Annotated in this window: 9 protein-coding genes; 3 read left to right on the top strand and 6 right to left on the bottom strand. The window is 69.4% G+C overall.

What is annotated here, in order from left to right; genetic code table 11:
- Positions 1–4: 4 nt before the first annotated feature.
- Positions 5–2,005 (bottom strand): hypothetical protein, encoded by a 2,001-nt coding sequence (locus tag MEBOL_RS20880; RefSeq protein WP_095979093.1) that lies wholly within the window; start codon positions 2,003–2,005, stop codon positions 5–7.
- A 58-nt stretch (positions 2,006–2,063) separates the two neighbouring features.
- Here MEBOL_RS20880 and MEBOL_RS20875 point away from each other — a divergent pair, with 58 nt between their 5' ends.
- Complete coding sequence (locus tag MEBOL_RS20875; RefSeq protein ID WP_095979092.1) at positions 2,064–3,239, top strand: DUF6068 family protein; 1,176 nt, start codon at positions 2,064–2,066, stop codon at positions 3,237–3,239.
- A 57-nt stretch (positions 3,240–3,296) separates the two neighbouring features.
- Here the strand turns inward: MEBOL_RS20875 and MEBOL_RS20870 are convergent, their stop codons facing one another.
- The 4 genes from MEBOL_RS20870 to MEBOL_RS20855 form a co-directional block, all read right to left on the bottom strand.
- The gene (locus MEBOL_RS20870) at positions 3,297–3,737 is read right to left on the bottom strand and encodes an organic hydroperoxide resistance protein (protein ID WP_095979091.1); all 441 of its coding nucleotides are present in this window, start codon (positions 3,735–3,737) and stop codon (positions 3,297–3,299) included.
- An 89-nt stretch (positions 3,738–3,826) separates the two neighbouring features.
- Positions 3,827–4,687 (bottom strand): SDR family oxidoreductase, encoded by an 861-nt coding sequence (locus tag MEBOL_RS20865; protein ID WP_095979090.1) that lies wholly within the window; start codon positions 4,685–4,687, stop codon positions 3,827–3,829.
- A 58-nt stretch (positions 4,688–4,745) separates the two neighbouring features.
- The gene (locus tag MEBOL_RS20860; protein WP_095979089.1) at positions 4,746–5,945 is read right to left on the bottom strand and encodes a vWA domain-containing protein; all 1,200 of its coding nucleotides are present in this window, start codon (positions 5,943–5,945) and stop codon (positions 4,746–4,748) included.
- A 16-nt stretch (positions 5,946–5,961) separates the two neighbouring features.
- On the bottom strand, positions 5,962–6,804 hold the full coding sequence (locus MEBOL_RS20855; protein WP_095979088.1) for an AAA family ATPase: 843 nt from the start codon (positions 6,802–6,804) through the stop codon (positions 5,962–5,964).
- 165 nt (positions 6,805–6,969) lie between these two features.
- Between MEBOL_RS20855 and MEBOL_RS20850 the strand changes: the two genes are divergently transcribed.
- Entirely contained in the window at positions 6,970–7,947 is a 978-nt protein-coding gene (locus MEBOL_RS20850; protein WP_095979087.1) for an endonuclease/exonuclease/phosphatase family protein, read from the top strand.
- A 130-nt stretch (positions 7,948–8,077) separates the two neighbouring features.
- On the top strand, positions 8,078–9,610 hold the full coding sequence (locus MEBOL_RS20845; protein WP_245919971.1) for a sensor histidine kinase: 1,533 nt from the start codon (positions 8,078–8,080) through the stop codon (positions 9,608–9,610).
- Positions 9,611–9,682: 72 nt separating this feature from the next.
- Here MEBOL_RS20845 and agmC read toward each other — a convergent pair whose 3' ends face one another.
- Positions 9,683–13,669 (bottom strand): adventurous gliding motility protein AgmC, encoded by a 3,987-nt coding sequence (gene agmC / locus MEBOL_RS20840; RefSeq protein WP_157775310.1) that lies wholly within the window; start codon positions 13,667–13,669, stop codon positions 9,683–9,685.
- Between the last annotated feature and the right edge of the window lie 21 nt (positions 13,670–13,690).

The raw sequence follows: 13,690 nt of genomic DNA, 5'->3' as shown, positions 1-13,690 counted from the left end.
CGGCTCAGCCCCGGGGCGTGCCCAGGTCCGAGGTGAAGGCCAGGGACTGGAGGGTGCGGTTGACGGCCTCCTGCGCCTCGCGCTTGCCCTGGGCCAGTTGCTCCAGCTCCCGGGCCAGCGCCTCCAGCCGGTCCTCCTGCTCGTTGAGCTTCGCCACGAAACGCTCGGACAGCTCGCGCTGCGAGCCGCCGCTCTTGAGCGAGTCGATGTTGGCCCGGATGCGCTTCTGATCCTCGAAGAGCTGCGTGCGCTCCTCGAAGCGGCGCCGCTCCTCCTCGGTGAGCTGGGCCAGCTTCTCGCGCAGGGCGGCGACCTCGCGCAGGCCCTCGGCCACGCGCTCGTCGATGAAGCCCGAGCTCAGGAAGAGGGCCACGTCGTCCAACCCCGTGTGGGTGAGCATGTACGTGCGCTGGTTGCGCGACGTCTCGGTGACGGCGAAGTCCTCGCTCGCGCCGGACTCCAGCTCGCGCTTGAAGCGCCAGAAGTTGTCCGTGGTCTCGTCGGGCTCGCGCGTGTCCTCGAGCTGCCAGCCCGCGCGCGGGTGCTCCAGGTAGAGCGTCTGCGCGCGCCTGGCCTTGTTGCGAATGACATAGTGGGTGCGGCGGAAGTGGAAGAACTCCACCGTCAGCACGCCCCGGGCCACCACCGCCCGGCGCACCGGCCCCTCCTCCATCGCGTCTTCCACCGACACGGCGCACCCGAGCTCCACCGCGTACGGCACGAAGCGCCGATCGTCCGGCTTCATCGTGTCCAGCATGGCCTCGCCCACGTAGGTGTCCGCGTCCGTCACCGTCACCGGGCCGCCCTCCAGCGTGAGCCCCGTGGTGTTCTTCAGCTCGATGCACGCCATGGGGTTCTTCTCGCGCGTGGCGCGGTTGTAGAGCAGCACCCGCCGCCCCTCGAAGGTGCGGTGGAGGATGGGCACCAGCGCGCTCTGGTTGCGGTGCACCGTCACCGGGTGGTCCACCCGGTACTCGAACAAGTCCCCCACCTCCTTCGTCACCGTCTTCACCGCCGCGCTGCGCTCGCGCGCCTCACGCCTGCCGAACACCGGGCCGCCGCCCCCGGGCGCCGCGCGCATGGGCGCGAGCGCGGGCGCGGCCATGGGCGCCATCGCCATCTCCACCTCCATGGGGGCCTCCGCCTCCGCCTCGCCCAGCGTCCCGTAGTCCTCCTCGGGGATGACGGGCGCCGCGGCCGCCTCCGTGCGCACCTCCACCACGGGCCGCTTGAGGTAGCGCGGGTTGTACAGGTCGTGCACGAAGGACACCGGCAGCCCCGCGATGAGCGCCAGGTCCACCTGCTCCCAGTCCTCGTCCCCCGTGTTGTCCACCACCGCCCAACCCTGGAGCAGGGGCTTCTCCCCCTCCTCCATCAGGATGCGGTAGCTCGTCTTCCACACCGGCGCCTCCAGCACGTAGGAGACGAACAGGTCGCGCGAGCCCTCGCCCGAGGTGAGCACCGACACCCGCTTGGTGTCCTTCTTGTACGAGGACAACACCGTGGCCAGGTAGAACTCCAGGTCCTCGCGCACCGCGTCATCCAGGAAGGTGAGCTCCGCCACGTCCAGCAGGTCGAAGCTGCGCAGGGACGCGCCCACCAGCAGCGTCAGGAAGGGCCGCTCCACGGCCACCTTGCCCTCGATGAGGGGCAGGCACTCGAGCCCCACGATGACGCCCTCCACGTGCTGCTCCTTGCCCACGCGCACGCTCACCCGCGCGCCCTTCACCTGCGCCAGCAGCGCCGTGATGCCGCCGTCATCGGGGATGCGCAGGGTGGCCTCCTGGAGGAGCTGCTCCAGGGGCTTGGTGGAGTCGTAGCTCACCGCCGACACCGAGCCGCCCGACAAGTCCAACACCGTCATGGACTTGAGGACGTCGTTCATGTCCCGCGCCTTGAAGTCCAGGTGGAGCGTGTCACTGCCCTCCACCTTGCCCTGGCGCTCGAAGTAGCCAACACCATGTTTGTAGAGGACGACGCGGCGGATGGGCAGGGAGGGAGGCATGCACGCGGCTCCAGCGTAAAGATGCGAGGACTCTCACTCCCGGTGTATCAAGTCCCCCATGCGAATGCGCCCTCCGTCCCCTGCTCGCGCGCTGCTCGGCGCGGCCCTGCTGCTCCTGCCCGGCTGTATGACCTCGAAGTCCAGCGGCCCCTCCGCCTCCGAATCCTCGTCCGCCCAGGCCACGACGGCCCCGGAGAACGGCTGGCGGAACGCGCGGGTGGGCGACACCGTCACCTACGCCTTCTCCGCGCACCAGGGCAGCATGGAGCGGGGTGGGACGCCCCGCGAGCTCAAGGGACGGGTGACGCTGGCGGTGGTGGCCGTGCAGCGGCCCTGGGTGTGGCTCCAGCTCTCCTTCCGGGACGAGGCCGGCCAGGCCCTGCCCCAGACGCGGCTCGCCCAGGACGTGGTGCTGCCCGTGCGCGCGGACGAGACGCACCCCATCGAGGTGTCCCCGCTCGGAGAGCCCTCCGCCGAGCGCGCCACGGTCGCCCAGCGCACCTGGGAGGGGCTGCGCTACGTGAAGGATGACCGCCCGGTGGACGGCAACCTCGTCAGCCGCCTGTACACGAAGGAGCCGGGACCGCTCTACCTCACCCGGGGCCTGCTCCAGGCCGCCACCGAGTCCGCGGGCTTCCGCGTGCCGGGAGGACTCACGCTGGACCTGGTCGAGTTCAAGGCGGGAGAGGGCTCGGCGAGCGGCGCCGTGCCCTCGCTGGAGCGGCCACTGGGCCCGGGCACCTGGTACGACCGGCGCGTGGACCTGGAGCCCATGCCCACGCTGCAGCGCGTGTGCTTCGGCGCCGAGCGCGGCTACCTGCTGCGCACCGAGCGCCCCATCGACACCCAGGCGGCTCCGTGCACGGACCTCGCGGAGGCCGAGGCCGAGCCGCTCGAGGAGGTGCTGATGGGCCTGGCGTGGGAAGCGCTGACCGCGGGCGACTGGCCGCCGCCGTCCGTGGCGTCCGGCACACCGGGCACGTTCAGCGTGGAGGGCCATGAAGTGCCCACGATCGGCGTGCAGCGCACGATGAGCGAGGAAGGCACCCAGCGCGTCTATTCGGAGACGGTCGCCGCGGACCCCTGGAGCCCCCAACTGTCGGGCCTCGCCCGCGAGGCGCGCTTCCAGGCGCTCGCCGAGGGCACCGAGCGCGTGGGCCCGGGCGGCAAGCGCGAGCCCGAAGGCGGCGTGCGGCTCGTGCGCTGGGGCACGTGGCTCGAGGGCGCGAAGTAACGGAAGGAACGACGGCGGGGGCCGGGACGTGAAGCGCCCGGCCCCGCGCGGATGGACTCAGGCCGCCTCGGACGTGAGCTTCACGTCCATGTTGCCCCGGGTGGCCACCGAGTACGGGCACACCTTGTGCGCCGCCTCCATCAGCTCCTGGGCCTCGGCCGCCGACACGCCGGAGATCTTGCCGTGCAGCTCGGTCGCCAGACCGAAGCCGCCCTCCGGCGTCTTGCCGATGGTCACCTTGGCGGTGATGTGCGCGTCGCTGATGGACTTCTTCATGTTGCGCGCCACCAGGCGCAGCGCGCCCTCGAAACACGCGGAGTAGCCCGCGGCGAAGAGCTGCTCGGGGTTGGTGGAGCCCGGGGTCTCGGGGCCACCGAGCGCCTTGGGCATGGTGAGAGGAAAGTCCACCGTGCCGTTGTCCGAGCGGACGCGGCCGTTGCGGCCACCGTTCGAGGTGGCGGAGGTGGTGTAGAGCGGCTGGATGGAAACAGGGGCCATGAGAAGACTCCTTCTGGGTGGGACCGCGAGGATGGGCCGCCGTTCTAATCGGCCCGCCCCTCTCTCGCATCGCTAATTCCCACCCGGAGCTACTTCCAGCGCGCGGCGTGCGTCTGGGCGAACTGGGCGAAGCCCGTGGGCGCGCGGCCGAGCACCCGCTGGACCGAGTCCGTCACCCGCGCGGCGTGGCCCGCCCTGCCCAGGGCGTTCAACTCCAACAACGCCTCCGTCATCCACCCGGGCATGCCCGCGCCGAGCATGCTCTTGCGCGCGGCCTCCTCCGGCACATCCACGTAGTTCACCGGGCGGCCCGCCACGCCGGAGAGGATGTGGGCGGCCTGGGCGAGGGAGAGTGCCTCGGGGCCCGTCAGCTCGTAGGCCTTGCCCTCGTGACCCGGCGTGGTCAGCGCGGCGACGCCCACCGCGGCGATGTCCGCGCCCGCGATGAAGCTGCACCCGGCTTGTCCCATGGGCAGGTAGATGTTGCCGTCCTTGCCCGGAGGATGGATGTGGATGAAGTTTTCCATGAAATTGTTGGGCCGCAGGAAGGTGTACGCGATGCCCGAGCCCGCCAGGTAGCGCTCGACGATGCGGTGCCAGCGCCCCAGGTCGATGCCGGGCACGACGCCACTGCCCAGGGCCGACAGCTTCACGATGTGCCGGACGCCGGCCTGCTGGGCCTGATCGATGAACTTCGTGCCGTGCTCCACCTGCTCCGCCACGAAGGGCACCACGAGGAAGACCTTGTCCACCCCCGTGAGGGCCTTCTTGATGAGCTCGGGCTTGTTGAACTCGAAGTCCACGGGCGTCACGCCGCCGCCGCGCAGCGCGTCCGCCTGGGCGGCGCTGCGCACGGCCACGCGCACCTTCACGTCCTCACGCCCCTTGAGGGCGGCCACCACCTGCGAACCAATGGTGCCCGTGGCACCCGTCACCAGAATCGTCGTCATCGTCAGCTCCCCCGACCGCGAGTGGACAGGGAGACGACGCTAGTCCGAAAACGTGTCGCTACCGACGCCCTCGCGCCGTGCGCCCCTTGGTCAGGTGCGCCACGGCCTCGCCCAACCCCTCGAGCGTCAACGGGAACATGTCGAAAACGCGACGTACCGCATCAATGGTATTGCCCCGCCACGTCTGGATGGGCTCGGGATTGAGCCAGGCGCTGCGCTCGAAGTGCCGCGCCAGGTCCATCAACCACATCAGGCCTTCCTTGCCGTTGTCCCCGGCGTAGTAGCCCTCGGTGTTGGTGCGCATGGTCAGCTCGTAGGGCGCCATCAGCGCGTCCCCCACCATCACCAGCTTGTAGTGCCGGCCCAGCTGCCCCACCAGGTCCGGCACGCTGATGCCCCCCTTGAGCAGGGAGGACTCGAACACGCGGCCGTACACGCAATTGTGGAAGTAGTAGGTGCGCAGTTCCTTGAAGTGCGTGGCCTGCTTCGCCACGGAGAAGAGCCGGCTCACCAGGTGGGCGTAGGGGTCCATGGAGCCGCCCACGTCCATCATCAGCACCACGCGGGTGTTGGAGCGGCGCGGCGCGCGCGTCACCACCTCCAGCTCGCCGGCGTTCTTCGCCGTGGCCGCGATGGAGCCCTCCACGTCCAGCTCGTCCTGAGCGCCCTCGCGCGAGAAGGCCCGGAGCTTGCGCAGCGCCAGCGCCATCTGCCGCGTGTCCAGCACCACGTCACTCCGGTAGCCCTGGTACGCGCGCGCCCCCGCGAGCTTCATCGCGCTCTTGCCACCGCCGCCCTCGCCTCCCACGCGGAAGCCCTCGCGCGGCAGGCCCGAGTGGCCAAAGGGCGACGCGCCTCCCGTCCCAATCCACTTCGAGCCGCCATCGTGCCGCTCGCGCTGCTCCTCCAGGCGCTGCTGGAAGAGCTTCTCCAGTTCCTCCGCGTCGAAGTGCTCCAGGAGCGCCCGCTCCTCGGGAGAGAGCTCGCGCCGCTCGCGCGCGTCCCGGAGCCATTCGAGCAGCTCGTCGGTGAGCTGCTGCCCCGCCGCCTCCACGCCCTTGAAGTGCGTGAGGAAGGCCTGGTCGAAGGCATCCAGGTGCGTCTCCGCATGCACGAGCAGCGCGCGCGCCACGTGGTAGAAGCCGTCCAGCGAGCTGTCGTGCAGGCCCGCCTTGAGTGCTCCCGCGAGCGCGACCGCTTCCTGGGCACCCACCGGCACCCCGCGCCGCCGCAATTCATAGAGGAAGGGCAGGAACATGGTGTGCCTTTCCCGCTCAGGCCTTCGTCCGGCGGCCGCGTCCGAAGGCCTCCGCCACCGCCATCAGGTCCTGCTCGCGCTTGAGCAGGGCCCCCAGGAAGGGCAGCTGCTCCTCGAGCCGCACCTGGGTGACGCCATTGGCCTTGAGCACGGCGATCCAATCGACGAGCTCGCTCGTGGAGGGCCGCTTGCGCAGGCGCGTGAAGTTGCGCAGCTCGTAGAAGACCTTGAGCGACTGCTCCGTGAGCGACGCGTCCAGCCCCGGGTGGTGCACCTCGACGATGCGCCGCATCAGCTCCTGGTCCGGGAAGTCGATGAAGTGGAAGACGCATCGGCGCAGGAAGGCGTCCGGCAGCTCCTTCTCGTTGTTGCTGGTGATGATGACGACCGGGCGGTGCGTGGCCGCCACGTCCTCGTTCGTCTCCGTGATGCGGAAGCGCATCCGGTCCAGCTCGTGGAGCAAGTCATTGGGGAACTCCACGTCCGCCTTGTCCACCTCGTCGAGCAGCAGCACCACCCGCTCCTTGGAGGCGAAGGCCTCGCCCAGGGGCCCCAGGCGGATGTAGTGGCGGATGTCGCGCACGTCCCCCTCGCCGAAGCGCGAGTCGTACAGGCGCTGCACGGTGTCGTAGACGTACAGGCCGTCCTGGGCGCGCGTGGTGCTCTTCACGTGCCAGGTGAGCAGGCGCAGTCCCAGGCTCTGGGCAACGGCCTCGGCCAGGAGCGTCTTGCCCGTGCCCGGCTCGCCGCGCACCAGCAACGGGCGTTGGAGCGTCAGCGCGCAGTTGACGGCGGCCTGGAGGCCTTCACTGGAGAGGTAGCTATCGGTTCCGTGGAAACGGGGGGCGGTGGACGTCATGGTGTACCCCCTCCTTTAACACCGCCCCGGCGCTCCCGCCCGCTCCCCTCGCCCGGGACCAGGCGTCCCGGCCGGGGGTTGCAATCGAGCACCCCTCCCCACCGCCAGGAACCCGCCTTACCTTTCCCCCGGCACTCCGCCTTCCTCGCGGCACGGACGATGGATATGGGCGACACAGACCTCCGAATCGTCAGCTACAACGTCCGCTACTTCGGACACGCCCTGCGCGGGCTCGCCAGTACCCTCGGTCCTAAACGACGGGTCGCCGCGGCCCTGGCCACGTTGGATCCATTACCGGACATCATCTGCCTCCAGGAGGTGGAGACGCAGTCGTTCCGCAGCAACGTGGCCCACCGGCGCGCGCGTCCCGGCGAAACCCAGCTGGAGGCCTTCATGGGACGCATGGAGGAGACGTTCGTCAACCTCCGCCGCCCCATGCCCTACGAGGCCTTCTACTTTCGCGCCCACCGCTATGGCGTGGGGGACTTCTCGCTCTACACCACGGGGCTCGCCATCCTGGTGAACACCGAGCGGCTCATGGTGGACACCCACAACGTGGACGCGCCCCACCCCATCACCCACCACCACGTGCGGCTGCTGCGCGAGCGCAAGCAGAGCCGCATCTGCGCCCACATGCGCCTGGTGCGCAAGGACAACGGGCTCGCGCTGCACGTGTTCAACACCCACCTGAGCCTGCCCACGCCCTTCGCCCGCGCCTTCTGGTCCACCCGCGACAAGATGGGCAACGGCATCAACCAGTTGCACGAGGCGCGCGCGCTCGCGCAGCTGGTGCGGCGGCAGTGCAAGAGCGAGCCCTTCGTCGTCTGCGGGGACTTCAATTCCCCTCCCGCCTCGCCCGTCTTCCACTTCTTCTGCGACGAGGCCCGCTTCATCAGTGCCCAGGCGGCGGTGGGGCAGATCGATCCCCGCGCCTCCCGGGGCTTCCCCACCGCGGGCTTCATGCACCTGCGCATGCACCTGGACCACATCTTCTCCAGCGCGGGCATCCGGTGGCTCGACGCCGAGGGCACGCTCGCCTTTGGAGACGCGCGCAGCCGCTTCCACGGCCTGTCGGACCACATGCCGCTCATCGCGCGCTTCCAGGTGGAGCCGCTGGCGGAGAGCGCGTTCGTGGCCTCTTGACGGCCCCTGGCCGCCTGCCTCCCTGACGGGGATACGGCCCTTCGCTCAGAAGCAAACGAGGGCTCACCGGTTGGCCCCACCATCGCCAACGTTCACGAGTAACGGAGGCCGTCACTCCAGAGGAGGAGGCATGTCTGGAGATGAGTCGAGACAGTGGATGGAGGCCATGGTGGATCCGCTCGTGGCATGTGACGGGCACGAGCACATCCTCTACGTGAATCCCGCCGCGGAACGCCTGCTCGGCTGGAGGCGGGAACAGTTGGTGGGTCGCCCGTTCGCGCTCCTCCTCCCGGATCGCCTGCGCACCTTCGGCTCCCAATCCTTCCTGCGCCACATGCACTCCCGGGTATGGGAGCGCGGTGGCGGAGCGGTCCGCACCCGGATCCATCTGCACAACCATTCCGAGCGGGAAGTCGACGTGACAGTGGGGGCCTCGGGCGCACCCGGGGAGGAGCGGATCACCGTGGTGCTGCGCCGCGTCCCCGAACGGATCCGCGCGCGGGAAGAACCCCCGGAGTCGGCCACGCACACGACGCCCGCCGTGGAGCACGCCTATCAACTCGTCTTCGAGAACGCGCCCCTGGGCCTGTTCCACTTCGATGACACCCCCACCCTCATCGCCTGCAACGACTACTTCGTGCGCCTCATCGGCACGTCCAAGCGGCGCATCATCGGATTGAACCTGCTGGCCCTCCACGACGAGGCCATCACCGCCTGCGTGCGGGACGTGCTCGAGGGGCGCCACGCCTACTACGAGGGGGACTATCGCACCACCCCCACGGGCAAGGCCACCCCGGTGCGTGTCCACTTCGCGCCCTGCATCGCCGAGAACGGCGAGGTGGAGGGCGGCGTGGGCATCGTCGAGGACATCACCGAGCAGCGCAGCGCCGAGGCCGAGCGCACCCGCCTGTTCCGCGAGGCCCAGGAGGCCATCCGCGTGCGCGATGACTTCCTCACCATCGCCTCGCACGAGCTCAAGACACCCCTCACCCCCCTGTCCTTGCGGCTGGCCAGCCTCGAGCGCCGTCTGGAGCGCCAGGAGCCCGTGGATCCCGCCCTGCTGCGCCATGCGCGCCAGCACCTGCTGCGGCTCACCGCGCTCATCAATGACTTGCTGGATGCCTCGCGCATCGAGGCCGGGCGGCTCGCGCTACAATTCGAACCCACGCGCGTGGACTCGCTCGTGGAGCGGGCGCTCGCGGGCATGGACGCCGAGCGCGGCCAGCACCGCATCGACTATTCGCACCCGTCCGAGCCCGTCCGCATCCGGGGCGACGCCTACCGGCTCGAGCAGGTCATCGCCAATCTGCTGGAGAACGCCCTCAAGTACAGCCCAGGGGCGAGCACCGTGCGCGTATCCCTGGACGTGCGCGGGGACTTCGCGCTGCTGTCCGTGGCGGACGAGGGCATCGGGATTCCGAGGGATCAACAGGAGCAGCTCTTCGAGCGCTACTTCCGCGCGCGCAATGTCTCCATCACGTCCTACGGAGGGCTGGGGCTGGGCCTCTACATCAGCCGGGACATCGTGGAGCGCCACGGCGGCCGCATCTGGGTGGAGAGCGAGATGGGCCGGGGCTCCACCTTCTATGTGGCCCTCCCCCTGCTGTCCGCGGTGAATCCCCCGCCGCCCGAGCCCCAGGCGCTGTCCCAGCACATGCACTGAAAAGACGGAGGCCGGGCTCCGCTCCCCTGGGGGAGAAGAACCCGGCCTCCTGGACTCACGTCACGACAGCGCTCAGCCCTGACGGCGGCGGCGGCGCGCCAGCGTGACGAGCGTGCCCAGGCTCAGCATGATGAGCGAGGCGTCGCCACCCGAGGCCGAGCAGCCGCCAAACCCACCGCCCAGGAAGGCGATGTCATCCTCGGCCACGGCCTGAGTGGACACGGTCCACGTGCGGGTCGCGGGCTCGGACACGTTCCCGTCGGCGTCCCGCGTGCGTACGCGGAAGGTGTGCTCCCCGTCGGTCAGGTTGTCGTAGCTCGTCGGCGGGGTGCACGCGGTGTAGGTCGCCCCATCCAGGCTGCACTCGTACGTCACGCCCGGCGCGTCCGAACCGAACTCGAACGTCGCGCCGTGCTCCGGCGTGGTGCCCGAGGGACCCGAGGTGATCACGGGAGCGGGCGGCACCGGCGCGGGCGTGTCGTCCACCACGGTGAAGCCGCGCGGAGCCGAGTCGGGGCTGGTGTTGCCCGCGGCGTCCGTGGCCCGCGCCGTCACCTCGTGGGGGCCCGGAGTCAGCGGCGTGGTCGTCGGGAAGCTCCAGTTGCCCGAGGCGTCCGTCGTCGTGGTGCCCACTTCCACCCCGTCGATGATGACCGTCACGGTGCTGCCCGGCTCGGCGGTGCCCGAGATGACGGGCGTGGTCGTGGTCTGCTCGGAACCCTCGTCCGGAGCCAGCACCACCGGCGCCGCGGGCGCGAGGGTGTCCACGGTCCAGGTGTAGGACTCCACGGAGGGATCCTTGTGGCCCAACGCATCCACGGCGCGCACGGTCAGCGTGTGCGAGCCCTGGGCCAGGTTCTCCAGCTTCAACGTATCCGTGCAAGACACGACGACCGTGTCCAGGGTGCACTCGTAGGTCACGGGCGACTTGTCGGAGCTGAACGTGAACTCCGCGGTCGTGGAGTTGGACACCAGCGGCGGCTTCGTCTCGATGGTGGTGCTCGGCAGGGTGCTATCCACCGTGAACGTGTTCTCGGGAACCGCCACGGGGCTGGTATTGCCCGCCGCGTCCGTCTGCCTCGCCGTCACCGTGTGGGAGCCATCAGCCAGACCGGGCGAGCCCGTGGGAATCGTGTAGGTCCAGTTGCCCGAGGCATCCGCCGTCGTCGTGCCCAGATCCTCACCATCGACGATGATGGTCACCGTGGCGCCGGGCTCCGCCGTTCCCGTGAACGTCGGGCGGGAGGACTCCTCCGCGCCATTGGCGGGGTCGATCACCACCGGCGCCACCGGGGCGATCGAGTCCACGATGAAGGTGCGCACGTTGGAGTCGACGCTGACGTTGCCCGCCGCGTCCTTGGACGTGACCTTCACCTTGTGCGAGCCCTGCGCCAGATCCGTGGTGGGCGTGTAGCTCCAGTTGCCGGAGCCATCCGCCGTCGTCGTACCCACCTCCACGCCATCGATGTAGACCGTCACCGTGCTGTTGTTCTCGGCCGTGCCCGTGATGACCGGACGAACCGTGGTCACATAGGAGCCCTCATCCGGAGCATCCACCGTCGGCGCCACCGGCTTCACCGAGTCCACGAGGAAGGTGTTGGTGTTGGAGTCGACGCTGACGTTGCCCGCCGCGTCCGTGGACGTGGCGTACACCGTGTGCGCGCCCTCGCCGATCAGCGGCGTGGTGGGCGTGTAGCTCCAGGTGCCCCCAGTCGCGATCGTGGTCCCGGAGAAGACCCCGTCGATGTAGACCGATACCGTGCTGTCGGCCTCGGCCGTACCCGTGAAGGTGGGCGTGAGCGTGGTCACGTAGGTGTTGTTGATCGGGGTCTCCACGACGGGCGCCGGGGGCTTCACCGTGTCCACCGTGAAGGTGTTGGTGTTGGAGTCGACGCTGACGTTGCCCGCCACGTCCGTGGACGTGGCCTTCACCGTGTGCGGGCCCTGCCCGAGGTCCGTGGTGGGCGTGTAGCTCCAGTTACCGGAAGCATCCGCCTTCGTCGTGCCCACCGCCACGCCGTCGATGTAGACCGTCACCGTGCTGTTGGCTTCGGCCGTGCCCGTGATGACCGGACGAACCGTGGTCACGTAGTCGTTGTCGTCCGGCGCCGACACGACCGGCGCTGCGGGCTTCACCGTGTCCACCGTGAAGGTGTTGGTGTTGGAGTCGGCGCTGACGTTGTCCGCCGCGTCCTTGGACGTGGCCTTCACCGTGTGGGGGCCCTGCCCGAGGTCCGTGGTGGGCGTGTAGCTCCAGTTGCCGGAATCGTCCGCCTTCGTCGTGCCCACCGCCACGCCGTCGATGTAGACCGTCACCGTGCTGTTCTTCTCGGCCGTGCCCGTGATGGGCGGACGCACCGTCGTCACGTAGGTGTTGTCGCCCGGCGCCGACACGAAGGGCGCCGCGGGCTTCACCGTGTCCACCGTGAAGGTGTTGGCCACGCTCTTGGGGCTCTGGGAGGCATCCACCTCCGTGGCGGCCTGCACGGTGTGCGGGCCCTCGGCGAGCGGCGCGGGCAGAGGGAAGCTGTAGTTGCCCGCCGAATTGGACGTCGCCCGGCCCACCTCCACGCCATCGATGTAGATGACCACCGTGGTGTTGGGCGTGGCCGTGCCCTTGATGTCGGGCTGGGGATTGCTCGTGAAGGAGTTGTGGGCGGGCGTGGTCACCGTGGGAACCGCCGGCACCACGAAACCGCCAGGCAGCGTGACGTAATTGCCAGGCGAGCCCGCCTTCGCACCGAAGTAACTGCCATCGGGCGTCCAACTGGTATCAGGCTGGCTACCGGCCGACGAGCCAAACAAGTTGAACGAGCAGGTGCTGTCCGCGCCTCCCTGGAACAACACCCGCCCACCGCCACCGCCACCACCAGGTCCCAGCAGCGCGGTGCCCGAGTTACCACCCACGCCGCCAATGGCGGTGACCGTGCCGCACTCCGCCTTCCCGCTGAAGCGCAGGTAGATGGAGCCACCCGCGCCACCACCGCTGCCCGCGTCTCCAGTCGCGAGACCCGCCGAACCACCCGACGCGGAAATGGAGCCAGAGCCCGTGAGCGCATTGGCACGAACGAAGACGACACCACCGCCGCGCCCACCGGCAACGCCCGTGTTGTTGGAGCCATGTCCCGCGCCACCACCACCTCCAAACGTCAGGTGGTTCAACATCGAGTAGGTAAGGGCCGAGCCACCCTGTCCACCGACGAGTCGAGCCCCATCATTCTGCGTTCCCGACCTACCGGACGAGCGCCCACCTTCACCACCCGCACCTAAGTTGCCGCCGCCACCACCACCGGACTTGAAGCAGACACCGCCTCCCCCGCCATTGGCAATGTTGCCGCGACCCGAAGCGCCAGCAACCGGGCCATAACGCCCTTCGACGATGCCTTCGCCCTTCTGAGCGCCGCCGGCGGTGGCCGCCTGATCCAGTTCCGTACAACCCCGCGTGGCAGCCGCGCCATTCACGTACTGCCCACCCCGGAAACCCGCGCTGGAAGCGCTGATCTCCCCTTCATTGGTCACCGTGCCCGAGGCCAGCAACGCGACCACACCGCCCACGCTCCCATTCCAGGCGAGGGCCGACACCTGGGCGTTGAGGATCAAGTCGGTGTACTCGGGGACGCGGATGACCTGCGTCTTGCCCGCCTCATACGCATAGGAGTGGACGAGCGGCGCGGTCAGGGTCAGCGCGGAGCCCGACGCGGAGTCCAGTCGCGCGAACTCCCAGCGGCCCACCCCGGCGTTGGAGATATCGATCGTGGCCGAACCGCCCGAGGGAGGCACGGGGGTATAGCCCGCCGACTGGAGCACCATCACCAGATCGCCCGCCTTGAAGCAAACCGGGTTTCCCGCGCAGGCCCCCACCGGCAAGATGTTTCCGGGAGCCAGCGGTCCCGTAACGGGCGCGTAGCTGTTGAGGACGATGTCCTCATCCACGGTCAGCGCGCCGTTGTGTCCATCACCCAGACCGAAGGAATCCGGTTCGGCCAGGGCCGCCGTGGAGCCAAGGGCCAGCACGCACAGCGCGGCCGCGAGCCACTTCTTGAAGAGTCCGTTCTTCATGTTCTTCATTTCCTCGTCCGG

Source organism: Melittangium boletus DSM 14713, assembly GCF_002305855.1.
Classification (GTDB): domain Bacteria; phylum Myxococcota; class Myxococcia; order Myxococcales; family Myxococcaceae; genus Cystobacter; species Cystobacter boletus.
Note: the sequence above shows the minus strand (reverse complement) of the source record. Positions and strands in the feature narration are given on the sequence as shown.